Annotated in this window: 21 protein-coding genes and 2 tRNA genes; 10 read left to right on the plus strand and 13 right to left on the minus strand. The window is 67.9% G+C overall.

Translation table 11 applies throughout. The features are described from left to right. The first annotated feature begins 6 nt into the window (after nt 1–6). The 5 genes from DEJ04_RS00730 to pknB all read left to right on the plus strand — a co-directional run bounded on the left by DEJ04_RS00730 (nt 7) and on the right by pknB (nt 7,963). Complete coding sequence (locus DEJ04_RS00730; protein WP_111032512.1) at nt 7–1,359, plus strand: Stp1/IreP family PP2C-type Ser/Thr phosphatase; 1,353 nt, start codon at nt 7–9, stop codon at nt 1,357–1,359. Continuing rightward, nucleotides 1,356–2,801: an FtsW/RodA/SpoVE family cell cycle protein gene (locus tag DEJ04_RS00735; RefSeq protein WP_071404142.1), complete on the plus strand. Its 1,446-nt coding sequence runs from the start codon at nt 1,356–1,358 to the stop codon at nt 2,799–2,801. The genes DEJ04_RS00730 and DEJ04_RS00735 overlap by 4 nt, the downstream gene beginning before the upstream one ends. Beyond that, nucleotides 2,798–4,252 (plus strand): penicillin-binding protein 2, encoded by a 1,455-nt coding sequence (locus tag DEJ04_RS00740; RefSeq protein ID WP_110863675.1) that lies wholly within the window; start codon nt 2,798–2,800, stop codon nt 4,250–4,252. Before DEJ04_RS00735 ends, DEJ04_RS00740 begins: the two co-directional genes overlap by 4 nt. Continuing rightward, on the plus strand, nt 4,249–6,015 hold the full coding sequence (locus DEJ04_RS00745; RefSeq protein WP_111045685.1) for a serine/threonine-protein kinase: 1,767 nt from the start codon (nt 4,249–4,251) through the stop codon (nt 6,013–6,015). Before DEJ04_RS00740 ends, DEJ04_RS00745 begins: the two co-directional genes overlap by 4 nt. 121 nt (nt 6,016–6,136) lie before the next feature. Further along, entirely contained in the window at nt 6,137–7,963 is a 1,827-nt protein-coding gene (pknB, locus tag DEJ04_RS00750) for a Stk1 family PASTA domain-containing Ser/Thr kinase (protein ID WP_258371267.1), read from the plus strand. Nucleotides 7,964–8,234: 271 nt separating this feature from the next. Here the strand turns inward: pknB and DEJ04_RS00755 are convergent, their stop codons facing one another. Further along, entirely contained in the window at nt 8,235–8,879 is a 645-nt protein-coding gene (locus tag DEJ04_RS00755) for an aminodeoxychorismate/anthranilate synthase component II (RefSeq protein ID WP_111022494.1), read from the minus strand. A gap of 81 nt (nt 8,880–8,960) precedes the next feature. Here DEJ04_RS00755 and DEJ04_RS00760 point away from each other — a divergent pair, with 81 nt between their 5' ends. Continuing rightward, nucleotides 8,961–9,215: a cell division protein CrgA gene (locus DEJ04_RS00760; RefSeq protein ID WP_071404137.1), complete on the plus strand. Its 255-nt coding sequence runs from the start codon at nt 8,961–8,963 to the stop codon at nt 9,213–9,215. Nucleotides 9,216–9,564: 349 nt separating this feature from the next. Here the strand turns inward: DEJ04_RS00760 and DEJ04_RS00765 are convergent, their stop codons facing one another. Continuing rightward, nucleotides 9,565–10,419, minus strand: a complete 855-nt coding sequence (locus DEJ04_RS00765) for a rhomboid family intramembrane serine protease (protein WP_111045687.1) — start codon at nt 10,417–10,419, stop codon at nt 9,565–9,567. Nucleotides 10,420–10,426: 7 nt separating this feature from the next. Beyond that, nucleotides 10,427–10,966, minus strand: coding sequence for a peptidylprolyl isomerase (locus DEJ04_RS00770; protein WP_027466924.1), 540 nt, complete (start codon nt 10,964–10,966; stop codon nt 10,427–10,429). Nucleotides 10,967–11,081: 115 nt separating this feature from the next. Between DEJ04_RS00770 and DEJ04_RS00775 the strand changes: the two genes are divergently transcribed. Next, nucleotides 11,082–11,657, plus strand: a complete 576-nt coding sequence (locus tag DEJ04_RS00775) for a hypothetical protein (RefSeq protein ID WP_051597033.1) — start codon at nt 11,082–11,084, stop codon at nt 11,655–11,657. 411 nt (nt 11,658–12,068) lie between these two features. On the opposite strand, the gene DEJ04_RS00780 is transcribed toward DEJ04_RS00775, so the two are convergent. From DEJ04_RS00780 to dnaA, 10 genes are all read right to left on the minus strand, one after another. Beyond that, nucleotides 12,069–12,141: transfer RNA gene (locus DEJ04_RS00780), tRNA-Ala, on the minus strand. Between the two features lie 56 nt (nt 12,142–12,197). Continuing rightward, nucleotides 12,198–12,274: transfer RNA gene (locus tag DEJ04_RS00785), tRNA-Ile, on the minus strand. 75 nt (nt 12,275–12,349) lie between these two features. Beyond that, complete coding sequence (locus DEJ04_RS00790; protein ID WP_027466922.1) at nt 12,350–12,757, minus strand: DUF3566 domain-containing protein; 408 nt, start codon at nt 12,755–12,757, stop codon at nt 12,350–12,352. Beyond that, complete coding sequence (gene gyrA, locus DEJ04_RS00795) at nt 12,750–15,407, minus strand: DNA gyrase subunit A (protein ID WP_111045688.1); 2,658 nt, start codon at nt 15,405–15,407, stop codon at nt 12,750–12,752. Before gyrA ends, DEJ04_RS00790 begins: the two co-directional genes overlap by 8 nt. Nucleotides 15,408–15,521: 114 nt before the next feature. Further along, nucleotides 15,522–17,525 carry a DNA topoisomerase (ATP-hydrolyzing) subunit B gene (gyrB, locus tag DEJ04_RS00800; RefSeq protein WP_111045689.1) on the minus strand — a complete coding sequence of 668 codons (2,004 nt, stop codon included), beginning with the start codon at nt 17,523–17,525 and terminating at the stop codon, nt 15,522–15,524. A gap of 133 nt (nt 17,526–17,658) precedes the next feature. Then, nucleotides 17,659–18,159, minus strand: coding sequence for a DUF721 domain-containing protein (locus DEJ04_RS00805; protein ID WP_027466919.1), 501 nt, complete (start codon nt 18,157–18,159; stop codon nt 17,659–17,661). Continuing rightward, on the minus strand, nt 18,159–19,463 hold the full coding sequence (gene recF / locus DEJ04_RS00810) for a DNA replication/repair protein RecF (protein WP_111045690.1): 1,305 nt from the start codon (nt 19,461–19,463) through the stop codon (nt 18,159–18,161). Before recF ends, DEJ04_RS00805 begins: the two co-directional genes overlap by 1 nt. A gap of 31 nt (nt 19,464–19,494) precedes the next feature. Continuing rightward, entirely contained in the window at nt 19,495–20,382 is an 888-nt protein-coding gene (gene gnd, locus DEJ04_RS00815) for a phosphogluconate dehydrogenase (NAD(+)-dependent, decarboxylating) (RefSeq protein ID WP_110863683.1), read from the minus strand. A gap of 71 nt (nt 20,383–20,453) precedes the next feature. Then, nucleotides 20,454–21,599: a DNA polymerase III subunit beta gene (gene dnaN, locus DEJ04_RS00820; protein ID WP_027466916.1), complete on the minus strand. Its 1,146-nt coding sequence runs from the start codon at nt 21,597–21,599 to the stop codon at nt 20,454–20,456. A gap of 407 nt (nt 21,600–22,006) precedes the next feature. Next, nucleotides 22,007–23,461, minus strand: coding sequence for a chromosomal replication initiator protein DnaA (gene dnaA / locus DEJ04_RS00825; protein ID WP_071404155.1), 1,455 nt, complete (start codon nt 23,459–23,461; stop codon nt 22,007–22,009). A 514-nt stretch (nt 23,462–23,975) separates the two neighbouring features. Here dnaA and rpmH point away from each other — a divergent pair. The 3 genes from rpmH to yidD are packed head-to-tail and all read left to right on the plus strand — an operon-like array spanning nt 23,976 to nt 24,888. Beyond that, complete coding sequence (gene rpmH / locus DEJ04_RS00830) at nt 23,976–24,113, plus strand: 50S ribosomal protein L34 (protein ID WP_022889115.1); 138 nt, start codon at nt 23,976–23,978, stop codon at nt 24,111–24,113. Nucleotides 24,114–24,160: 47 nt separating this feature from the next. Next, nucleotides 24,161–24,511, plus strand: a complete 351-nt coding sequence (gene rnpA / locus DEJ04_RS00835) for a ribonuclease P protein component (RefSeq protein WP_111028837.1) — start codon at nt 24,161–24,163, stop codon at nt 24,509–24,511. Beyond that, nucleotides 24,508–24,888 (plus strand): membrane protein insertion efficiency factor YidD, encoded by a 381-nt coding sequence (yidD, locus tag DEJ04_RS00840; RefSeq protein ID WP_017887819.1) that lies wholly within the window; start codon nt 24,508–24,510, stop codon nt 24,886–24,888. The genes rnpA and yidD overlap by 4 nt, the downstream gene beginning before the upstream one ends. The last annotated feature ends 1 nt before the right edge of the window (nt 24,889 follow it).

Here is a 24,889-nt window from a genome sequence, read left to right on the forward strand (position 1 = left end):
CCCGGCATGACCGCTCGCACGCTGAGCGCCGCTGTGTCCCACGTGGGGCGCATCCGCGCGAACAACCAGGACTCCGGCTACGCCGGGGCGCACCTGTTCGCGGTGGCGGACGGCATGGGCGGCCACGCCGGCGGTGACGTCGCCTCGGCGATCGCGATCCGACGCATCCGCGAGGTCGACCGCGAGTTCCCGTCGGCGCACGACGCCGAGTTCGCGCTGCAGTCGGCGCTCATCGCGGCGAACCAGCTGATCACCGAGACCGTGTTCGAGCACCAGGAGCTCACCGGCATGGGCACCACGGTGTCCGCGATGATCCGCGTCGGCGAGCAGATCGCGATCGCGCACATCGGCGACTCCCGCATCTACCGTCACCGCGACGGCGAGCTGCAGCAGATCACGTCGGACCACACCTTCGTCCAGCGGCTGGTCGACAGCGGCCGGATCACGCCGGAGGAAGCCGCGGTCCACCCGCGTCGCTCCGTGCTGATGCGCGTTCTGGGTGACGTCGATGCGGCACCCGAGGTCGACACGGCCATCATGGACATCCAGCCGGGCGACCGCTGGCTGCTCTGCTCCGACGGCCTGTCCTCGTACCTGGCCGAAGAGCGCATCCGTCACGCCCTGGCGTCGAACATGGACGCCAACCAGGTCACGCAGCGCCTGGTGAAGGAGACGCTCGACCACGGCGCCCCCGACAACGTCACCGTCGTGGTGATGGACGTCACGGACACCGAACCCGAGGACGACGACGACGCGGCCACCACGGTCGGTTCCGCCGCGGCACCGCTCACCTTCGAGGCGTCGACCGGCCGCAAGCCGATCCGCCTCCCCACGATCCTGCTGCACCCGCTCAAGGTCACCACCGCCCCTGAGGACTCGCACTTCGAACCAGAGTCCGACCAGTTCTTCGCCGAGCTCATCGCCGAGGACCGCCGACGCCGCATCCGTCGTCGGGTGTCCTGGACCGTCGCGCTCGTGGTCGCCGTCGCCGTGCTCGTCGGCGCGGTGTTCGTCGGCTGGCGGATCACGCAGGACCACTACTACGTCGGTACCGACCGGGGCACCGTCGCGATCTACAAGGGCGTGCAGCAGTCGATCGGGCCGTTGGCGCTGTCGGACGTGTACGAGGACAGCGACATCACGGTCTCGTCGCTGCCGGACTACACCCGCGAGAACGTCCGCTCCACGATCAACGCGCAGTCGCTCTCCGACGCCCGTGACATCGTCGAGCGCCTGCGCAAGGCCGCCGCGACCGGTGAGGACCAGGCCGGCACCGGTGGGGACGGCGACGCCAGCTCGTCCCCGTCGCCCTCGCCGACCCGATCGCCGTCGCCGAGCCCCACGCGGAGCGCGCGATGAGCAACGCCACGGCCGCCCAGTCCTTCACCCAGGCGATCACGATCAAGCTCCGGGAGCCCGCTCGCGCGCGGAACCTCGAGCTCTTCCTGCTCGTCATCGCGTGCGGCATCTGCGCGGGTGCGATGGTGCTCGTGCAGCTCGGCACCAAGGGCCGGCTGTTCGACCAGTCGGTGCTCTGGGTCGGCGGTGGCATCCTCGGCCTCGCGCTCGTCATGCACGTGGTGCTGCGCGTCGTGGCGAAGAACGCCGACCCGTTCATCCTGCCGATCGCGCTCGTCCTGAACGGCATCGGCATCGCGGAGATCTACCGCATCGACGTCCACAACGGCCTGTCCGGCTGGGACGCCATCGGCGTGAAGCAGATCGTCTGGACGATGCTCGCGATGGTCCTGGCGATCATCACGCTCGTCGCCGTCCGCAACCACCGCTTCCTGCAGCGGTACCGCTACATCTTCATGGCGCTGACCATCGTCCTGCTGCTCCTGCCGATGCTGCCGGGGATCGGCACGAACATCGGTGGCGCGCGGGTCTGGATCAAGATCGGCCCGTTCTCGTTCCAGCCCGGTGAGCTCGCGAAGATCACCATGGCGCTGTTCTTCGCCGGGTACCTCGTCACCGCCCGCGACTCGCTGTCGATCGTCGGCAAGAAGTTCCTCGGCATGACGTTCCCGCGTGCCCGTGACCTCGGCCCGATCCTGGTCATGTGGGGCGCCGCGATGGCCGTCCTGGTGTTCCAGCGCGACCTCGGCACCGCCCTGCTCTACTTCGGCCTGTTCCTCGTGATGATCTACGTGGCCACGGCACGGATCAGCTGGGTCGCGATCGGTCTCACGCTGTTCATCGGTGGTGCCCTCGTCGCACAGAGCGTCCTGGAGTACGTCCGCGGCCGCTTCGAACAGTGGCTCGACCCGTTCAACCAAGAGGTCTTCAGCCGCGACACCCAGGCGAGCTACCAGCTCGTGCAGGGCTTGTTCGGCTTCGCGAACGGCGGGATCACCGGCACGGGGCTCGGGCAGGGCCGGCCGTACATCACGCCGGTGGCCAACGCCGACTACATCGTCGCGTCGCTCGGTGAAGAGCTCGGCCTGATCGGCGTCTTCGCGATCCTCGCCCTCTTCATCGTGTTCGCCTCGCGTGGCATCCGCGTCGGGTTCATGGCGCAGGACGACTTCGGCAAGCTGCTCGGTGTCGGCTTCGGCTTCATCATCGCCCTGCAGGTGTTCGTCGTCGTCGGTGGCATCACCCGGATCATCCCGGTGACCGGTCTGACCACGCCGTTCATGGCCGCCGGTGGTTCCTCGCTCATCGCCAACTGGATCATCGCCGCGATGCTGCTGCGACTCACCGATTCCATCCCAGCCGAACAACGCGTCCAGCAGGGCGCGATCCCCGCCGCGAGCGGGCGGTCTGCGCGCGCGACCAGGAAGGAGCGTCGTCGATGAACCGACAGCTCCGCGGTGTCTCGACCGTCATCGTGCTCATGTTCGTCGCACTCTTCGTGTCGACGACGTCGATCCAGTTCTTCGCGGCCGACTCGTTGCGGGCCGACTCCCGGAACTCCCGAACCATCTTGGACAGTTACTCCACCAAGCGTGGCGCGATCCTCGTGGACGGCAGCCCGATCGCCGAGTCGACCCCGGTGGACGACCAGTACCAGTACCAGCGCAAGTACACGAACGGCGACCTGTACTCCGCGGTCACCGGGTACTTCACGATCGGGCAGGGCAACACCGGCATCGAGAGCGCGGAGAACACCGTGCTCTCGGGCAACTCGGACGCCTCGTTCTTCCAGAACCTCAACTCGATCCTCACCGGCCAGGACGTCCAGGGCGACAACGTCAACCTGACCATCGACCCGGACGTGCAGCAGGCCGCGTACGACGCGCTCGGCACCAACAGCGGCGCCGTCGTCGCGATCCAGCCGAAGACCGGCAAGATCCTCGCGATGGTGTCGAAGCCGAGCTACGACCCGAACTCGCTCACCTCGCACGACACGGCCGAGGTCAAGCGGCAGTACGACGCGCTGCTCGGGGCCGACACCGCCCCGCTGCAGAACCGTGCCATCGGCGGCGACCTGTACACCCCCGGATCGGTGTTCAAGCTCGTGGTGGCCTCGGCGGCACTCGAGGGCGGCAAGTACAACCTCGACTCCACGTTCCCGAACCCGTCGCGACTGCAGCTGCCCGGCACGAGCTCGTACATCAACAACGCCGAGGGTGGCACCTGCGGCGGCGGCGACAAGGTCAAGCTCCGCACGGCGATCCAGTACTCGTGCAACATCCCCTTCGCCGAACTCGGCCAGAAACTCGGGTACGACGCGATCAAGAGCATGGCCGACAAGTACGGCTTCGGCGACGCGATCGAGATCCCGATGGCGGCGACCGCCAGCCAGTACCCCGACGTCGACTCGACGGCCCAGCTCATGCTGAGCGCCTTCGGCCAGGCGAGCGTCCGGGTCTCTCCGCTGCAGATGGCGATGGTGTCGGCCGGGATCGCGAACGGCGGCAAGGTCATGCAGCCCTCACTCGTCGACTCGATCACCACGAGCGACCTGAAGACGGTCGAGTCCTTCTCCCCGAAGCAGTACAGTGATCCGCTGTCGTCCTCCGAGTCCGCTGACCTCACCGAGGCCATGCAGAGCGTCGTGAGCGCGGGGACCGGTACCAATGCCAAGATCGACGGTGTCGACGTCGCCGGCAAGACCGGCACGGCCGAAGGTGGCACCGGCGATCCCTACACGCTCTGGTTCACGGGGTTCGCCCCCGCCAAGGACCCGGAGGTGGCCGTCGCGGTCGTCGTCGGCAACGGCGGCGGGCTCGGGCAGTCCGGAGTCGGCAACACGGTCGCGGCCCCGGTCGCGAAGAAAGTCATGGAGGCGGTGCTGAACAAATGAGACCCACCAGCGGACTCACCTTCGGTGGGCGGTACCAGCTCTCCTCCCGGGTCGCCATCGGCGGCATGGGCGAGGTGTGGCAGGCGACCGACCTCGTCATCGGCCGAACCGTCGCACTCAAGATCCTCAAGGACGAGTACCTCGGTGACCCCGGCTTCCTCGAGCGCTTCCGCGCCGAGGCCCGGCACGCCGCCCTCGTCAACCACGAGGGCATCGCCAACGTCTTCGACTACGGCGAGGAGGACGGCAGCGCCTACCTCGTGATGGAGCTCGTCCCCGGCGAAGCCCTGTCGACCATGATCGAGCGCGAGCACACGCTCCCGGTCGACAAGGTGCTCGACATCGTCGCGCAGACCGCGAACGCCCTGCAGGCCGCACACGCGGTCGGCCTGGTGCACCGCGACATCAAGCCCGGCAACCTGCTCATCACGCCCGACGGCCGCGTCAAGATCACCGACTTCGGCATCGCCCGCATCGCCGACCAGGTCCCGCTCACCGCGACCGGTCAGGTGATGGGCACGGTGCAGTACCTGTCGCCCGAGCAGGCGAGCGGCCACCCCGCCTCGCCGTCGACCGACATCTACTCGCTCGGCATCGTCGCGTACGAGGCCCTGGCGGGTCGTCGTCCGTTCACCGGTGAGTCGCAGGTCGCGATCGCGATGGCGCACATCAACGAGCAGCCGCCGGCGCTGCCCGGGGACATCCCCGAGCCGGTCTCGGCCCTGGTCATCTCGTGCATCGCGAAGAAGCCGGCCGACCGTCCCGCGACGGCCGCGAACCTCGCACGCGCCGCACAGGCGCTGCGTCGTGGTGACGTTGCCGCGGCCACCGTGGCCGTCCCCGCGATCGCGCAGAACGGCACCGTCGCGTTCAACCCGCCGCAGGGCCAGGGGAACGACGCCGCGACCGCACTCCTCGGCACCCAGGCCGGAGCGATGGCCGGCGGACCGGGCACCCCCCGCTCCCCCGTCTCCGACGAGCCCGAGGAACCCAAGAAGAAGCGCGCCTGGATCTGGTGGGTCGTCGGCATCATCGTCGTGCTCGCCATCGCCGCCGGCGCCGCGTACGCCCTCAACGCGAACAACGCCCCGGAACCCGAGCCCACCAAGTCCTCGAGCACGCCGAAGGCGACCCGCACGCCCACGCAGACCCCGTCCCCCGAACCGACCGAGACCCGTGTCACGGTCTCGGCGGCGGACTACCAGGGGCAGAACGCCGAGCAGGTCGCGAACCAGCTCCGTGCCCGAGGCCTGCAGGCCGAGGTCGTCGCCGGGTCGAACGCCACGTCGTCCGACCAGGTCGGCACCGTCGAGTCGCTCAGCCCCGAGGGCAGCCTGGCTCCCGGCACCCTCGTCACCGTCAAGGCGTTCGGCGACGTGCTGACCGCAGCGGCGCCCGAGCGCGCCACCGGCGGGACCGTCAGCGAGTCCGGTCGCGTGACCTTCAGCTGGCCCGCGTACACGAGCTGCCCCGCCGGGTACTCGGACGTCAGCTACACGTACACGATCGACAACGGCACCGTCCCCTCGAACGGCAGCAGCTCCGGCTCCACCTCCGGTACCGCGGTGACCGTCGCCGGCGCCCAGTACGGCAAGGTGACCCTGTCGTACAAGGTGACCTGCAAGTCGCCGCAGTCCGATTCCTCGGTGGTCTCCGAGTCCTCGCCGGGCGCCCAGGTCGAGTGGACCGAACCCACGGACCAGGAGACGACGAACCCGGACGACGGGATCAACCCCACCGAGACCCCGCAGGACGGTCTGTGAACGACCCCCGGAAGGGGACTGTCGACACCGTTCGGTAACGGTTCGGTCGACCCCTCCCTGACCAGCGTCTCACCAGGTGGTGCTGCCGTACACTAGCCCGGACGAACAGACGGAGGAGTACGTGCCAGAAGGTGTGACCGCGGGGATCACGCTCCTCGCCAATCGCTACGAGATCGGTAACGTCATCGGTCGGGGCGGCATGGCGACCGTGCACCTCGGCAACGACACCCGCCTCGGCCGCAAGGTCGCGGTGAAGCTCCTCAAGCCGAGCCTCGCCAACGACCCGGCCTTCCGCACGCGGTTCCGGCAGGAAGCCCAGGCCGCTGCACGCATGGCCCACCCCACCGTCGTCCGCGTGTACGACGCCGGCGAAGAGACGGTGTCCGAGCCCTCGGGCGCCGAGGTGCAGGTCCCCTTCATCGTCATGGAGTACGTCGAGGGCCGTCCGCTCTCCGACATCATCGCGGAGGGCGCCGTCGCCCCGGACGAAGCCGTCCGCATCACCGAGGGCATCCTCACCGCGCTCGAGTACTCGCACCGTGCGGGCGTGGTCCACCGCGACATCAAGCCCGCCAACGTCATGGTCACCCACACCGGCCAGGTCAAGGTCATGGACTTCGGCATCGCCCGGGCCATCACCGACACCTCGGCGACGGTCGCGCAGACCACGTCGATCCTCGGCACCGCCTCGTACTTCTCACCGGAGCAGGCCCGCGGCGAGACCGTCGACGCCCGCACCGACCTCTACTCCACCGGCGTCGTGCTCTTCGAGCTCCTCACCGGTCGCGCACCGTTCCTCGGGGACACCCCGGTGGCGGTCGCCTACCAGCACGTCAGTGAGCAGCCGGTCGCACCGTCGACGATCTCGCCCGACGTGTCACCGGCCCTCGACGCCGTGACCCTCCACGCCCTGGTCAAGGACCGCACGCGCCGGTTCCAGAACGCGGCCGAGTTCCGCTCGGACCTGCAGCAGGCCGCAGCCGGCCGGGTGCCCGCGTCCACGAAGAAGCAGCAGCAGAACGCGGCGAACGACGCCTCGACCGTGCTCTTCGGCGTCGACCCCCGCACGACGACCAACGCCGCATCGGCGTTCCGCGAACTCGACGACGACACCGCCGAGCACCGACCCCAGCGCACCCAGAACAGACCTCCGGTCGCGTGGATCTGGGTCGGCATCCTGCTCACCGTCGCGGTCATCGTCGCCGTGGTGTTCTTCGTCGCGAACCTGCAGCCGGGCAAGCCGCCGGTGTCGTCCTCGGTCAGCGTGCCCAACGTGGCGGGTTCGACCTACAGCGCCGCGGCCAGTGCCCTCGACAAGAAGGACCTCAAGCCCGTCAAGGTCGAGGAGAACTCCGACAGCGTCGACAAGGGCACGGTCATCCGGACGGACCCGGGCTCCGGGGTGAACGTCGGGCGCAACCAGAACGTCAACGTCGTGGTCTCCCTCGGTCCGGAACGCGTCCCCGTGCCTGAGCTCAACGGGCAATCGCAAGCGGCTGCGCAACAGTCCCTCGACGACGCCGGATTCCGTCTCGGAGCGATCTCGAGCGACTACTCGGCCGACGTCCCCGAGGGCACGGTGCTGAGCTCCGACCCCGAGTCGGGTTCCCTGCACACCAAGGGCATCGTGATCAACCTCACGATCTCCAACGGCAAGGTGCAGCTGCCCGACGTCACGCAGCAGCAGTTCTCGGCGGCGAAGGCCACCGTCGAGCAGCTCGGGCTCACCGTGAACCCGGCGCCGTCCTACTCGTGCACCGGCGGACTCGTGACCCAGCAGGACACCCCTGCCGGAGACGTCGCCCAGGGCAGCGCCGTCACGCTCACCTACTGCGCACGAGCTGCGGCGCCGCCGAAGGCACCGTCGTCCAACAACGACAACAACGACAGCGGCGGCAGCAACGGGAACAACGATCGCGGTGACGACCAGGGTGACGACGGCCGCTGAGCCGACCGTCTCCTGACGCGACCGTCCTGACGGACGGGTGACGGGCCTCCCGTCCGTCCTCCGTGCCCACAGGCACGTCTGCTCGTCGCCTCCGCTCCTGACGGCCTGGAGGCACGGCGCACGCCCGCAACCGACGGCACGTCACGCAGACGGTGCGGTCCAGTGCCGGAAGACGCCGTCGTGTCGGCACGACGCCCCGGAACGGACGAGACGCCGCCGGATCCGGCGGCGTCTCGATGACACGACGGCGTCTGCCGCCACGGAACGTTCGTCAGGCGCGGTGCGTCGCGATGAGCGGCCCGAGGTCGGCGGCGCGTTCGGCGGCTCCCGACAGCCCGGTGGTCTCGAGCCAGTTGCCGACCATGCGGTACCCGCCCTCGGTCAGGACCGACTCCGGGTGGAACTGCACGCCGAACACGGGGTGTGCGCGGTGCTGGACGCCCATGATGACCCCGCCCTCGGTGCGCGCGGTCACGGTGAGCTCGTCGGGGACGGTGCCGTCGACGATCGCGAGCGAGTGGTAGCGCGTAGCCGTGAAGGGGTGCGGGACACCTGCGAAGAGCGCGCTGTCGTCGTGGTCGACCTCGGAGGTCTTGCCGTGCATGAGCTCCTCGGCGTGCGTGACCGTGGCGCCGAGTGCCTCCGCGATGGCCTGGTGTCCCAGGCAGACACCGAGCAGCGGGGTCTCGGCGGCGATGGCCGCGTGCACCGTGGGGATCGAGACGCCGGCAGCCGCCGGTGTTCCCGGGCCGGGCGACAGGAGCACGCCGTCGTACTCCGCGATGCGGTCGGCGATCTCGGACTCGGGGAAGGCATCGTTGCGCACGACGTCGGTCTCGGCGCCGAGCTGCTGCACGTACCCGTTGAGCGTGTAGACGAAGCTGTCGTAGTTGTCGACGACGAGGATCCTGGTCATGGCGGTTCACCGTACTCGTGGGGGATGTGTGCGGCGGTCCGCGGGCCGATCCACACACGTGGTCACGGTAGGATACCGGCCATGGCCAAGGACAAGGACCGCACCAAGCCCGCCCGGACGACCCGAGCTGACTCGGTCGACACCGCGGGGGACGCCCCGAACCCGGTGTGGTTCAAGCCGGTCATGTTCGGCTTCATGCTCATCGGTCTGGTGTGGGTGATCGTCTTCTACATCTCGAACGCCACGCTGCCGGTTCCGAGCCTCGGCTCGTGGAACATCGTCGTCGGCTTCGGCATCATGTTCGTCGGCTTCCTCATGACCACCCGCTGGCGCTGACCCTCAGCCCGCTGTTCTCCCGACGCCCGTCGCACCGCAAGGTGCGGCGGGCGTCGTCGTTCTCCACAAGCTCAAGGGCTCCTGGAACGCACATCCTCGAGGATCTTGCCGTTCTCCACACTTTTCCCCACTCTCCACACCGTCATCCACACCCCGACCCCGGAGTTATCCACAACCGATTCCACAGTGGGGATAATCACACTGGTGTAACTCACCGACTTCTCCACACCTGTGGATAACTCCCAGTGCCGCTGTGGACAGCTGTGGATGAGCAGGACGCGGACAGCCCTGGGAACGACGAACGCCCCGCCGCAGTGCGACGGGGCGTTCGGGGAGCGTTGTGGCGGTGTCAGCCGATCGTGACCGCGTACCCCACAGCGGTGAGCGCGATGCCGAGCACCGCCGCGCCGATGATCAGCGCGATCTGCAGCGGACGCTTCCGGACGTTGCGCGTCTGTGCGAAGACGAAGCCCATCAGGAAGCCGCCGATGATCCCGCCGACGTGCGCCTGCCACGAGATGTTGACGCCGGGCAGGAACCCGATGACCAGGTTCAGTCCCATGAGCACGAGGAGCTGCACGGCGTTGTTCCCCAGGCTGCGCTGCAGCACGAAGAACGCGGCGAACAGCCCGAAGATGGCACCCGAAGCACCCAGCACGGTCGTCCCCGGCGCCAGGAAGGTGACGAGCATGGACCCGAAGATCCCCGTGATGAAGTACAGCGCCACGAACCGCCAGGTGCCGAGCATGTTCTCGAGCATGCGACCGAAGATCCAGAGCGCCCACATGTTGAACAGGATGTGGAAGATGCCCGAGTGCACGAACAGCGAGGTCACCACACGCCAGGGCTGCGTCGGCAGCAGGAACGAGTTGTAGGCGAGCAAGCTCGTGAAGAACCGCCCGCTGACCTGGTCGAGCAACCAGATCGCCACCGTGATCGCCACGATGACGGTGGTGCCCTTCTGGTCGAGCATGGCGAAGCGCCGCCGAGCGACCGTGAACCCGCTGGGGGCTCCGGACGCTCGGCGGTTCGCTGCGAACTGTGCGCGCTGTTCACGCACGCACTCCGGGCAGTGCACCCCGACTGCCGCCGGCGTCTGGCACTCCGGGCAGATCGTCCGCCCACAGCGCTGGCAGAGCACGAAGCTCTGCCGGTCCGGATGCCGGTAGCAGGTGTTGTTCGGGTTGTACGCCTGGTCGGTCACGTGCTGGTCAGACGCCTTCGACGTCGATGCTCTGGATGACGACGTCCTCGACGGGCTTGTCACGACCGTCGGTCGGGACTCCCTCGATCGCGTCGACGACCGCGCGGGACTCGTCGTCGGCGACCTCACCGAAGATGGTGTGCTTGCCCTGCAGCCACGGCGTCGCCACCGTGGTGATGAAGAACTGCGAGCCGTTGGTGCCGCGGCCGCCCTGGATGCCGGCGTTCGCCATGGCGAAGATGTAGGGGTTCTGGAACGTGAGCTCCGGGGAGATCTCGTCGTCGAAGCGGTACCCGGGGCCACCGATGCCCTGGCCGAGCGGGTCGCCGCCCTGGATCATGAAGTCCTTGATGATGCGATGGAAGATCACGCCGTCGTAGAGCTTGTCGGTCGAGACCTTGCCCGTGCCGGGGTGGGTCCACTCCTGCTGGCCCGTGGCGAGGTCGACGAAGTTCTTGACGGTCTTCGGTGCGTGGTTGCCGAACAGGTTGACGCGGATGTCGCCCTTGTTGGTGTGGATCGTTGCGACAGCGGTGTGCAGAGACATGTTCCGATTCTCGCATGTACTCCTGACCGCGGACGGATTGCACAGCTGCGGTTCCGTGACCTGTCAGGCAGTGTGGTGGCAGGATGGGGTCACGCCGATCCGATGGAGGTACCAGATGACGACGATCGAGATCCCGCGAAAGCGTCGGAAGCAGATCAAGAAGCTCAAGGGCCAGACCGCCTCGCTCCTCGGCGAGCAGCGCAAGGTCCTCGAGCACGCGAACGCGATCCTGGCTGAGGCCCGGTCGAACGCCGCGGACGCAGCTCGCAAGGACATCGCACCCCGCGTGCAGAACGCGATCGACAACGGGATCCGTCCCGCGTTCGCCACCGGCGTGCACGCTGCCACCTCGGCAGCGCAGAGTGCTTCGCACAAGTTCCAGTCCGAGGTGGTCCCCGGACTCGTCTCGACCGCTGGCTCGGTGCTGAGCGTGACCGACCTCGCGAAGGACCCCCGGGTCAAGAAGATCGTGAAGAACGCACAGAAGAAGAGCAAGAGCGCGAAGAAGGCCGCTGCGAAGTACGTCCCGTCGCAGCAGAAGAAGGGTCTCGGCTTCGGCGGAGTCGCACTCATCATCGTCGGCGTCGTCGCCGTCGCCGGTGCTGCGTACGCCGCGTACCAGACGCTCCGCGCCGACGACGACCTGTGGGTCGCCGACGACGCTGACACGGCGGAGAAGCCCGCCGCCTGACCTCCCGGTTCGTACGAAGGGCCCCGGCTGCTGCCGGGGCCCTTCGTCGTTCTCCGGGCACGTGATCCGTGCACCGGCCGGCCGCCTGCTCTGAACGCGCCCACCCACGGACCTGGAGGCCCGCGCCGGCCTGGCCCCGCGCCTCCCGTCCGCCATGCGCTCACGCAACACCCCCGGGGCAGCCACCGAGAGGTCACAACCTGTCGTCCGGAGGACGCGCAGACGACAGTTCCAGCCACCTCGGCGAACCGCACGCGGCATCTCGCGACCACTCGAAGACGATGCCGGCCGCAAGCAGATTGGCGGACCCGACCATCGCGGAGCGGCGCGTCGCCGAAGGCGCGCAGACAAGCACGACGACCGACATCGGCGTAGCGAGGAACGAGCGAAGCAGCACTCGTGCAGAGGGAGTGGAGCCTGGGAGAATCGAACTCCCGACATCCTGCTTGCAAAGCAGGCGCTCTACCAACTGAGCTAAGGCCCCGAGTGCCACCGAGGTGATCGGCGGCGGGATGGAATTGTCGTGCTGTTCCGGAGAACTGGTGGGGCTACAAGGACTTGAACCTTGGACCTCTTCGTTATCAGCGAAGCGCTCTAACCGCCTGAGCTATAGCCCCTCAGACCGGATGAAAGCCTACCGTACGATCCCGCCGGAACGAAATCGAGCAGTGGGCCCATCCGGCCCGGGTGTGTCAGTTGTTCGTGAAGCCCACGAGCAGACCGCCCGTGATCCGAACACTGAGGTTGTAGAGCACGCTCACGATGGCGCCGAGCACGGTGCCGACGACCACGTTGAGGATGCCCACGACGATGGAGAACCCGAGGACCTGGCCCAGCGAGAACTGGTCCATGATCGAGTAACTGTTCTGCCCGGTGACGTCCTTCAACAGGGCGTCGACCTGGGTGAACACACCCGTCTGGTTGAGGATGACCCACACCAGTGCCGTGGCGACCACGATCACGATGCTGCCGGCCAGGGCGATGAGGAAGCTCAGCTTCACCATCGACCAGAAGTCGACGTAGACCAGTCGCAACCGCACCTGGCGGGTGCCGACGGGTCGCTTCGCCTTCTTCTGGAGCTTCTCGGCGACACTACTCATTGCTTGACTGGTCCTCTCCGGCCTCGTCTGCGACGGGCTCGGTGTCGATGGGATCAGTGGAATCCGGGGCCGCTTCGGCTGGGCTGACCGTCTCCACCGGGCCCGCGGGCTCGATCTCGGCGTCGTCCTGGTCGTCCAGGTTCCGCTCGGTGTTCCGGGCCACCGCGATGATCCGGTCGTTCTCCGCGAACCTCGCGAAGACGACGCCCATCGTGTCACGGCCCTTGGCAGGGACCTCGGCCACGGCAGACCTTACCACCTTGCCCGATTGCAGCACGACGAGCACCTCGTCGTCCTCGCCGACGATGAGAGCGCCCACAAGATCGCCTCGGTCGAGCGCCAACTTGGCCACCTTGATGCCCAGACCACCACGGCCCTGCACCCGGTACTGGTCGACCGCGGTGCGCTTGGCGTAGCCGCCCTCGGTCATCACCCAGACGAAGCCGTCGTCGGAGACGACCCGGGCCGCGAGCAGCGAGTCGCCGTCGCGGAAGGACATGCCCTTCACACCCGAGGTCGAGCGACCCATCGGACGCAGGGTGTCGTTCGTCGCCGTGAACCGGAGCGACATGCCCTGGCGGGACACCAGGAGCAGGTCGTCGTGCTCGTCGACGAGCAGCGCCTGGCGGAGCTTGTCGCCGTCGCGCAGGTTGATCGCGATGATGCCGCCGGTGCGGTTCGTGTCGTACTCGGTGAGCGCGGTCTTCTTGACCAGACCGTGCTCGGTCGCGAGGACGAGGTACTGCGCCACCTCGTAGTCGCGGATGTCGAGCACCTGCTGGATCTGCTCGTCGGGCTGCATCGCGAGCAGGTTCGCGACGTGCTGGCCCTTCGCGTCGCGGCCGGCCTCCTGCAGCTCGTACGCCTTGGCGCGGTAGACCCGGCCCTGGTCGGTGAGGAACAGGAGCCAGTGGTGCGTCGTCGTGACGAAGAAGTGCTCGACGATGTCGTCGGCGCGGAGCTGGGCCCCGCGGACACCTCGACCGCCACGGTGCTGCGAGCGGTACTGGTCGCTGCGCGTGCGCTTGACGTAGCCACCGCGGGTGATGGTGACGACCATCTCCTCTTCGGGGATCAGGTCTTCCATCGACATGTCGCCGTCGTAGCCGAACATGATCACGGTACGGCGGTCATCGCCGAAGCGGTCGACGATCTCGCTCAACTCGTCGCGGATGATCGAGCGCTGGCGGCTCTCCGACCCGAGGATGTCCTGGAAGTCGGCGATCTTGCGCTCGAGCTCCTCGGCCTCGTCGTGGATCTTCTGACGCTCGAGGGCGGCGAGACGACGGAGCTGCAGCTCGAGGATCGCGCGCGCCTGGATCTCGTCAACGGACAGGAGGTCCATCAGGCCGGTGCGGGCCTCTTCGACGTCGGGCGAGCGACGGATGAGCGCGATGACCTCGTCGAGGGCGTCGAGCGCAGCCAGGTAGCCACGCAGGATGTGGGCGCGCTTCTCGGCCTCGCGCAGTCGGAACTGCGTGCGGCGGACGATGACGTCGACCTGGTGGGCGACCCACGCCGAGATGAAGCCGTCGAGCGGCAAGGTGCGGGGCACCCCGTCGACGATCGCGAGCATGTTCGCGCCGAAGTTCTCCTGCAGCTGGGTGTGCTTGTAGAGGTTGTTCAGCACGACCTTGGCGACGGCGTCACGCTTCAGCACGATGACCAGGCGCTGCCCGGTGCGACCGGAGGTCTCGTCGCGGATGTCGGCGACACCGGCGAGCTTGCCGTCCTTGACCAGCTCGGCGATCTTGATCGCCAGGTTGTCGGGGTTGACCTGGTACGGCAGCTCGGTGACGACGAGGCAGGTGCGACCCTGGATCTCCTCCACCGAGACGACGGCACGCATCGTGATCGAGCCACGGCCGGTGCGGTAGGCGTCCTGGATGCCCTTGGTACCGAGCACCTGTGCACCGGTCGGGAAGTCCGGGCCCTTGATGCGCTGCATGAGCGCGGCGAGCAGCTCTTCACGGGTGGCGTCGGGGTTGTCGAGCGCCCACTTGGCACCCTCGGCGACCTCGCGCAGGTTGTGCGGCGGGATGTTCGTGGCCATGCCGACCGCGATGCCGACCGAGCCGTTGACGAGCAGGTTCGGGAAGCGGGCCGGCAGGATCGCCGGCTCCTGGGTGCGGCCGTCGTAGTTGTCCTGGAAGTCGACGGTGTCCTCGTCGATGTCGCGGACCATCTCGAGCGCGAGCGGCGCCATCTTCGTCTCGGTGTACCGCGGGGCCGCGGCGCCGTCGTTGCCCGGCGAACCGAAGTTGCCCTGGCCGAGCGCGAGCGGGTACCGGAGCGACCACGGCTGCACCAGGCGGACGAGGGCGTCGTAGATCGCCGAGTCACCATGCGGGTGGAACTGGCCCATGACGTCACCGACGACGCGGGAGCACTTCGAGAACGCCCGGTCCGGGCGGTAGCCGCCGTCGAACATCGCGTAGATCACACGGCGGTGCACCGGCTTGAGGCCGTCGCGGACCTCCGGCAGCGCACGACCGACGATGACCGACATCGCGTAGTCGAGGTACGAGCGCTGCATCTCGAGCTGCAGGTCGACCTGCGAGATGCGGTCACCGGAGACGACGATGTCCCCGCTGTCGCCGTGGACGATCTCGGGCTGCTCGTCGGCGCCGTTCTCGTTGTCGTCAGCCATGTGGCTTCGTTCCCTTTCTGGACAGCCTGGAGGCTGTGGTTCCGTTGGTCGCACCGGGCGCGACCACAGGTGGTCAGGACTGGTCGACGCGGCTCACGCCGCGCCTCCTGGCCGTTAGATGTCGAGGAAGCGGACGTCCTTGGCGTTCTGCTGGATGAACTGGCGACGCGCGTCGACGTCCTCACCCATCAGCGTCGAGAAGGTGCTGTCCACCGCAGCCGCGTCCTCGAGCGTGACCTGCAGGAGCGTGCGGGTGTCCGGGTTCATGGTGGTGTCCCAGAGCTCCTTGTAGTCCATCTCGCCGAGGCCCTTGTAGCGCTGGATCCCGTTGTCCTTCGGGATGCGCTTGCCGGCTGCGAGGCCGGCCTGCATCAGGGCGTCGCGCTCCCGGTCGCTGAAGACGTACTCGTGCGCCGAGTTCGACCACTTCAGGCGGTACAGCGGCGGCTGCGCAAGGTACACGTAGCCGTGCTCGATGAGCGGACGCATGTAGCGGAACAGCAGCGTGAGCAGCAGCGTGGTGATGTGCTGGCCGTCGACGTCGGCATCGGCCATCAGCACGATCTTGTGGTACCGGGCCTTGTCCGGGTCGAAGTCCTCACCGATGCCGGCACCGAACGCCGTGATCATCGACTGGATCTCCTGGTTGGCGAGGGCGCGGTCGAGCCGGGCCTTCTCGACGTTCAGGATCTTGCCGCGCAGGGGCAGGATCGCCTGGGTCATCGGGTTGCGGCCCTGCACGGCGGAACCGCCGGCGGAGTCACCCTCGACCATGAAGATCTCCGACACGGTCGGGTCCTTCGACTGGCAGTCCTTGAGCTTGCCGGGCATGCCACCCGACTCGAGCAGCCCCTTGCGGCGGGTGGTCTCGCGCGCCTTGCGGGCGGCCAGACGTGCCTGCGACGCCTGGATCGCCTTGCGGACGACGTCGCGTGCCTGCGTCGGGTTGCTCTCGAACCAGTGGGTCAGCTCGGTGCCGACGACGCGCTGCACGAACGACTTCGCCTCGGTGTTGCCGAGCTTGGTCTTCGTCTGCCCCTCGAACTGCGGCTCGCCGAGCTTCACGGAGATGACGGCCGTCAGCCCTTCGCGGATGTCGTCACCCGTGAGGTTGTCGTCCTTCTCCTTGATGATCTTCGTCTCGCGCGCATAGCGGTTGACGAGGGTCGTGAGCGCAGCGCGGAAGCCCTCTTCGTGGGTGCCGCCCTCGTGCGTGTTGATCGTGTTCGCGAAGGTGTGGACGCTCTCCTGGTACGAGGTGTTCCACTGCATCGCGACCTCGAGCGCGATCTTGCGCTCCGGGTCCTCGGACTCGAAGCCGATGACGTCCGGGTGGACGAGGTCGGCCTTCTTCTGCGCGTTGATGTACTCGACGTAGTCGGCGAGACCACGCTCGTACATGAAGGTGTCGTTGCGGGCCTCTTCCCCTTCTTCCGGGGCGCGCTCGTCGCGGAGGTTGATCCGCAGGCCCTTGTTCAGGAAGGCCATCTGCTGGAACCGGGTGCGCAGGGTCTCGTAGTCGAACACGACGGACTCGAAGATCTCGGCGTTCGGCCAGAACGTGATCGTCGTGCCGGTCTCGTCGGTCTCTTCGTCCTGGGAGACGGGCGCGACGGGGACACCGTCGGTGTAGCTCTGGCGCCAGACGTGGCCCTGACGACGGACCTCGACGTCGAGCTCGGAGCTCAGCGCGTTCACGACGGACGAACCGACGCCGTGCAGACCGCCGGAGACGGCGTAGCCGCCACCGCCGAACTTGCCGCCGGCGTGCAGGACGGTGAGGACGACCTGCAGGGTCGAGACCCCCTCGGCCGCGTGGACGTCGACCGGGATGCCACGGCCGTTGTCGACGACGCGGACGCCACCGTCTTCACGGATGCTCACGTCGATGGTGTCGCAGTACCCGGCGAGGGCTTCGTCGACGGAGTTGTCGACGATCTCCTGGACCAGGTGGTGCAGGCCGCGAGGGCCGGTCGAACCGATGTACATACCCGGGCGCTTGCGGACGGCCTCGAGCCCCTCGAGCACCTGAATCTGGTCTGCGCCGTAGGACGGTTCGCTCTGCGGGGTCTCCGCGCCGAGCGGGTTCTGCCGGTCGTCTTCAGATTCTGCTGCCATGTCGAGCGTGCTCCTGCCTGCGCGCGGAACGCCCGCGCACTGCACCTCCCAGTCTACCGCAGAGCCCCCTCTTTCGAGGGCTCATCTGCCCCGCAGACGGGCTTTTCTGGCACTCCAGGATGATTTCGTCGCCTCAACCGTAGGTGTCGCGAGGACCGCGCCCCTGGACCGTCCTGGGGCCGCGTTTCCACGTGGGGGCGTCCGGGCCGGAAACCCTGATCGACTCGACCCCGGCTTCGGGGTGCCGTTCCGCGATGGTCGTCGTGACCGTCGCACGCATCAGTCGGAGCTGGGTCGCCCAGGCCGTCGAGTCGCACCGGATGACGAGTGCGCCGTCCTCGATGGTGACCGGTCGGGAGTGCTTCGCCAGCTCCTCGCCGACGACGCTCGGCCAGTCCACGAAGAGCTCGGAGCGGGCGAGGGGTTCGGTCCAACCGAGTTCCTGAGCGAGCGAACCGACGATGTCCGCGAGGCCCTTCGGCTCGCGGCCGCGCCCGTACGGCACGGTGTCGGCGTCGAACTCGCGGGCACGGCGGCGGCGGGCATCGGTGCCGCGCTTGGACGGGTCGCCGAACACCGCGCGCAGGTGGCGGTACACCTGCGAGGGTTCGGTGGGCTTGCGGGGCTTCGGCATCAGGCTTCGGCTTCGGTCGGGTCCGTCTTGCTGTCCGCGACGGTCGCGTCCGCCGCGTCGATCGCGTCGGTCCCGTCCGTCGCGTCCGTCGCGTCCGTCGCGTCCGTCGCCGGACTGGAGGCCCGGGTCGCGTCCGCCTCGTCGGTCACGATCGTGCCCGCCTCGATCCGCACGGTGTGCGCCGCCAGCTTCCCGGGCACGTCACCGAAGACCGCGGCCGTGATGAGCACCTGCTCGTAGTCGGCGACGGCGTTCGCCAGCCGTTCCCGCCGCGATTCGTCGAGTTCGGCGAAGACGTCGTCGAGGATGATGATCGGGTCGCCCAGGTTTGACTCGGCGCGCAGGATCGAGGCGCTCGCGAGCTGGATGGCCAGCGCGAAGGACCAGGATTCGCCGTGACTCGCGTACCCGCGGGCCGGTAACCCGTTGAGCTGGAACAGAACGTCGTCCCGGTGCGGTCCGACGAGGGTGAGCCCGCGGTCGAGTTCGTCCCGGCGACGGCGCTCGAGGGCGGCCGCGAACGCTTCGGCAGCCGACGCGACCGTGACGGGCTCGTCCGGGGTCCCGAGCACGGGGTCGGTCGCTGCCGCGGACTCGGGGTCGCCACCGCGGATGGACAGGACGCCGGTGATCGAGGCGTCGTGGTGTTCGCCGGCGACGGTCGCGTAGGCCTCGGCCACGAAGGGTGCGAGCCGCCGGGTCAGGTGGTCACGGGCCGCGACGATCTCGGCGCCGAGTCCGACGAGCCGGTCGTCCCAGACGTCGAGCGTCGACAGGGCGTTCGCCTTCGCGCCGGTGGCACGGGCCGACTTCAGCAGGGTGTTCCGCTGGCGGAGCGTGCGGTCGTAGTCGGCGAGCACGCCCTGCATCCGCGGTGCGATCTGGCCGAGCAGCTCGTCGAGCATCCGGCGTCGCCCGGCCGGCTCGCCCCGCACGAGGGCGAGGTCCTCCGGGGCGAAGAGCACGCTCGTGCAGTAGCGCGGCAGCTCCCGCGGCTTGATCGCCGACCGGTTCACCTGCGCACGGTTCGCACCGGTGCGGTTGATCTGCACCTCGGCGAGGATGCTGCGGTCCTCGTGCGCGAGACGAGCCCGGACGATCGCGGCGTCGCATCCTTGACGGACGAGCGCTGCGTCGGTGGGGACGCGGTGCGAGCCGAGGGTCGAGAGGTACCCGATCGCCTCGACCAGGTTGGTCTTGCCCTGTCCGTTGCGCCCGACGAACAGGTTCGGCCCGCGTGCGAGGTCGACGTCCGCCTCCCGGTAGTTCCGGAAGTCGGTCAGTTGGAGATGGTCGACGTGCACGCGGGCCGAGTCCGGGTTCCCCCGGGAAGTCCTAGGACTTCTTGACGGCGTGACCGCCGAACTGGTTGCGGAGCGCCGCGACGGCCTTCATCGTCGGCGAGGCGCTGCCCTGGCGCGAGACGAAGCGCGCGAAGATCGACGCCGAGAGCGCCGGCATCGGCACGGCGAGCTCGATGCCCTCTTCGAGCGTCCAACGGCCCTCGCCCGAATCCTCGACGTAGCCCTCGAGCTCGTCGAGCTTCGGGTCCTCGTTCAGCGCGAGCACCATCAGGTCGAGCAGCCAGGAGCGGACGACCGTTCCGCGCTGCCAGCCGGCGAACACGGCGGGGACGTCGGTGATCAGGTCCTTGGCCTCGAGGAGCTCGTAGCCCTCGCCGTACGCCTGCATGATCGCGTACTCGATGCCGTTGTGGACCATCTTCGCGTAGTGGCCGGCGCCGATCGGGCCGGCGTGCGAGAAGCCCTCTTCACGGGGACCCTCAGGACGCAGCGCGTCGAACACGGGCATCGCGAACTCGACGTCCGCGGCGTCACCGCCGACCATGAGGCCGTAGCCGTTGTCCTTGCCCCAGACACCACCGGAGACGCCGGCGTCCATGTAGCGGATGCCGCGCGCAGCGAGCTGCTCGGCGTGCGTGGTGTCGTCCAGCCACTTCGAGTTGCCACCGTCGATGACCAGGTCGCCCTCGCCGAGGACACCGGCCAGGTCGGTGATCACGTCGTCGGTGATCTTGCCGTGCGGGACCATGACCCACACGAGACGCTTGCCCTCCGGGAGGGCAGCGGCGAGGGCGCCGAGGTCGGCGACGTCCGAGACGGCGGGGTTCGCGTCGTACCCGGTGACCTCGATCCCTGCGTTGCGGAGACGGGCACGCATGTTGTTGCCCATGCGACCAAGGCCGACAAGACCGATGTGCATGATTTCCTCTTCTGTTCGTCGTCGCGCTGATGCTGCCGGTGGTGTGCGCCAGCGCAGGTTGCCTGTTGCGCCTATCGCAGCAGCAGGTTCGGCTGCAGCAGGTACCGGTATCCATCGGTCGCTGCGGCCTCTTGCGAAGTCTGGCCGGTGATCAGCACCGGGCCCGGCTTGTTGGGGTTCTCCGTCTTGGTGAAGGAGATGCGGACGAACTCGGAGTGCACCGCGTTCAGTCCGTCCAGGAGGAAGGCGGGCTTCAACGAGACCACCGTTTCCTCGCCGGTCAACAACGCACTGATCGACTCTGACGCCTGCGCTTGTTCGGATCCGATCGCCTCGAGCGTGAGCCCGTCGACCGTGAAGGAGAACCGGAGCGCCGCTTCGCGCTCCAGGACGAGGGAGACCCGTCGGACCGCTTCGACGAGCTCCGCGGTGTTGATCACCGCGTGGTCGTTGACGGTCTCGGGGAAGAGCCGGCGGACCGGCGGGTAGTTGCCCTTGATGAGCAACGACGTCACGGTCTTGTCGTCGGCGTGGAACGCGATGAGCTCGCGGTCGGAGTTGCCGCTGATCGACACCGACACCGTGGACGCCGAACCGAACGTGCGGCCGACCTCCTGCAGGGTGCGGGCCGGGACCAGTGCGTGCAGGGGGTCCGAGCCGACTCGGCCGGAGTCCCACGCGATGGTGCGGACGGCGACGCGGTAGCGGTCCGTCGCGATGAGGGAGAGGTCGTTGTCGCCGACCTCGAGCTGCACGCCCGTGATGACGGGGGTGACGTCGTCGCGGCTGGCGGCGACGGCGACCTGGGACACCGCTTCGGAGAACGCGTCGCCGGGGATCACACCGGTCTGCGGGCCGATCTCCGGCAGCGTCGGGTACTCCTCGACCGGCATGGACAGCAGTGTGAAGTGCGCCGATCCGCAGGAGACGGAGATCTTGGCGTCCTCGGTGGTGAACGACACCGGGGCGTTCGGCAGCCGGCTCGCGATGTCGTTCAGCAGTCGACCGGAGACCAGGACCGTGCCCGGCTCGTCGATCTGGGCCGAGATGGACGTCTGCGCCGACACCTCGTAGTCGAACGAGGAGAGCGTCAGACGATCGCCATCGGCGTGGATGAGGACGCCCGACAGGATCGGGAGGGTCGTGCGCTGCGGGAGGAGCTTCACTGCGAAGGAGACGGCTTCGGAGAAGACGTCCCGGTTGACCTCGAACTTCACAGCTGGAACCCCTGTCGATCGGCTTGGACTGTCCGGCCGCCCCATTCTGGCACAGGCGGACGAGGGCCGGATTTCTTGTCATCCCGCCGTCCACAAGGTTGTCTCGCAGAGATTGATCGTTAACCAGGAGTAATGGTGTTAACGCCTGTGCACACTGTGGATAACCCTGTGCATCCCGCTCGGCAGTAGGGAACTACACGCTTGTGACTTGTGAGCGGTGTGTGAGCGTTAACGGGATGAATGAATCTCATCTATCCACTTCCATCCCCAGTCTCCACAGGTGACCCCCCACCTGTGTACAACCGGGCGGCGTGTCCTCCACAGTTATCCACAGGCTATCCACACTGTGAGAAGTCCGGCCCATGGAACCGTCTCAGATGGTGGATGGGGCCGGGAACGGGCCGATCTCAGCGGTAACGGCGGTCCTGCTTGATGCGGCTGGTGAGCTCGGTGACCTGGTTGTAGATCGACCGACGCTCCTTCATCAGCTCGGTGATCTTCTTGTTCGCGTACATCACCGTGGTGTGGTCGCGGTTGCCGAACAGCTGCCCGATCTTGGGCAGGGACAGGCTCGTCAGCTCGCGGCACAGGTACATCGCGATCTGTCGTGCCGTGGCGATCGCCTGGGAGCGGGACGACCCGTACAGGTCGTCGACGGAGAGCTTGAAGTACTCCGCGGTGTGGTTGATGATGTCCGTCGGCGCGACGACGTTGTCCTCGTCGAGGGTGATCAGGTCCTTGAGGACTGTCTGCACCAGGGCCATGTCCACGGCCGTCCGGTTCAGGCTCGCGAACGCGGTGACCCGGATCAGGGTGCCCTCGAGTTCGCGGATGTTGCTCGACACCTTCGACGCCATGAACTCGAGGATGTCGTCGGGCACCTGCAGGTGGTCGGACTGTGCCTTCTTGCGGAGGATCGCGATGCGCGTCTCGAGCTCGGGAGCCTGCACGTCGGTGATCAGGCCCCACTCGAAGCGCGATCGCATCCGGTCCTCGAACCCGGTCAGGTGCTTCGGCGCGACGTCGGACGTGATGACGACCTGCTTGTTGTGGTCGTGCAGCGTGTTGAACGTGTGGAAGAAGGCCTCCTGCGTGGAGTCCTTCCCCTGCAGGAACTGGATGTCGTCGATCAGCAGGATGTCGATGTCGCGGTACCGCTGCTGGAACTGGTTCGAGCGGTTGTTCGCGATCGAGTTGATGAAGTCGTTGGTGAACTCCTCGCTCGACACGTACCGGACGCGGATCCCCGGGTAGAGGCTCTCGGCGTAGTGCCCGATGGCGTGGAGCAGGTGGGTCTTGCCCAGCCCGGAGTCCCCGTAGATGAAGAGCGGGTTGTAGGCCTTGGCCGGTGCCTCGGCCACGGCCACCGCTGCGGCGTGGGCGAACCGGTTCGACGACCCGATGACGAAGTTGTCGAAGTTGTACTTCGGGTTGAGTCGCGACTCGGGCCGACCGCTGGTGCCGGGAGAGTCGATCTGGCTCGGGACGAACGGCGCCTCGATGTACTGGCGCGGAGCGGCACTCTGCTCGACGGCTTCCTGCACGGGCTCGGCGTACTCGGGGACGTTCGGGTCCACCCGCGGCTCCGACGCCATGTCCGGGTTGACGGTGATGGCGAAGTTCGCGACCGAGTCGTCACCGATGCGACCGACCGCCTCGGTGATCGGGATGCGGATGCGCTGTTCGAGCATGCCCCGGGTCAGGTCGTTCGGGACCTCGAGGTACAGGGTGCCGGCGAGCACGCCCTTCGGCTCGACCAGGTTCAGGAACCCGTGGAGCTGCGGCGTGATGCGGGGGTCCTCGGCGAGGAGTCCGAGTACGGATGACCAGAGGTCCTCGACGGGGTCGGCCGGCATCGTCATGTCGCGCTCGTCTCCAGGGGTCGTGTCGTGCGTTCGCTGCCGGACGAGGGTGCGTCCTGCGGGGTCGGACATGCCGTGGCGTCCTCGGCGACCGCACTCGGGACCAGGTCGTCGCCGGCGGATCGTCGGTGGCTCCGGGGGCTTCGTCGACGCCTCGTTGCCGCGGAGGTTCCCACAGGGTTGTCCACAGTGTTGTCCACGACCACCTCGAGCCGTCCGACAGGAGTACTTCCCTGTCGTACCGGCCATCGGGGCGATCGATCACACCACTGTAAAGGACCGGACCGAGTCCCACCGAACGGAAGTTGTCCCCAATGTGGAGAATGGGCTCGAGCGACGGCAGACCCGACGGCGCCGACGCAACCGGTCCGGGCGGGGTTTGACCTGCTCGCCGCTGTCACGTACCGTTAACCAGTTGACTGCGGCCCTTTGGTCGCGCCCATCTGCGTCGTTCGACACCCGGACGGCTACACATACGTGACGGCTCGCCGCGAGCAGCCGTGTGGAGAACATCATGAGCAAGCGCACCTTCCAGCCGAACAACCGCCGCCGCGCCAAGAAGCACGGCTTCCGCCTCCGCATGCGGACGCGTGCCGGCCGCGCCATCCTGTCGGCGCGCCGCGCCAAGGGCCGTACCGAGCTCTCGGCCTGATCAGGCTCATCGCCTGATCCGGTCCTCGGTCTGACCCCGGCGTCGCAGTGTTGGCCAGCGCCAACCGCATCGTGCGCGGGGATGACTACCGGAACGTCGTGCGTCGTGGTCGCAAGAGCGCCACGGCGCACGTCGTCGTGTCCGTGGTCCGTCAGCCGGCAGACCGCAACGGACCGACGCGGTTCGGCTTCATCGTCGCGAAGACGGTGGGGAACGCCGTGACCCGGAACCTGATCAGGCGGCGGCTCAAGGCGATCGCGCACGACCTGCTCGCCGAGACCCCCCAGGGCTTCGACGTGGTGGTCCGTGTACTGCCAGCCGCATCGCAGGCCGGATGGCCTACCCTGCTCGAAGACGTCACGCGCTCCTTCGCGCGCGGGGTGGAGAAGGCAGCATGAACCGCACTCTGTGGACCCGGCTTGCCTGGGTCATCGCGTTGCTCCCACGCAACGCGTGCGTCGTCGTGCTCCGGGCCTACCGTGCGGTGATCTCCCCGCTGTACGGCAACGTCTGCCGCTACCACCCGTCGTGCTCCCGGTACGCCCTCGACGCGATCCAGCAGTACGGCGTCGTCCGCGGATCCGCCATGGGCGCCTGGCGCATCGCCCGTTGCAACCCCTGGGCTGCTGGTGGCATCGACGACGTCAAGGAACGTCGTCACCCGTTCGTCGTCAACCGGTTCGGGTTCGTCCTCGCGCCGATCCCGCAGCAGCCGCACCCCGCGGTCGGAACGGCCCGGCCGGTCCTGCTCCCCCAGCGCACTCGAAAGGCGTAGC

The organism is Curtobacterium sp. MCLR17_044, assembly GCF_003234435.1.
Classification (GTDB): Bacteria; Actinomycetota; Actinomycetes; order Actinomycetales; family Microbacteriaceae; genus Curtobacterium; species Curtobacterium flaccumfaciens.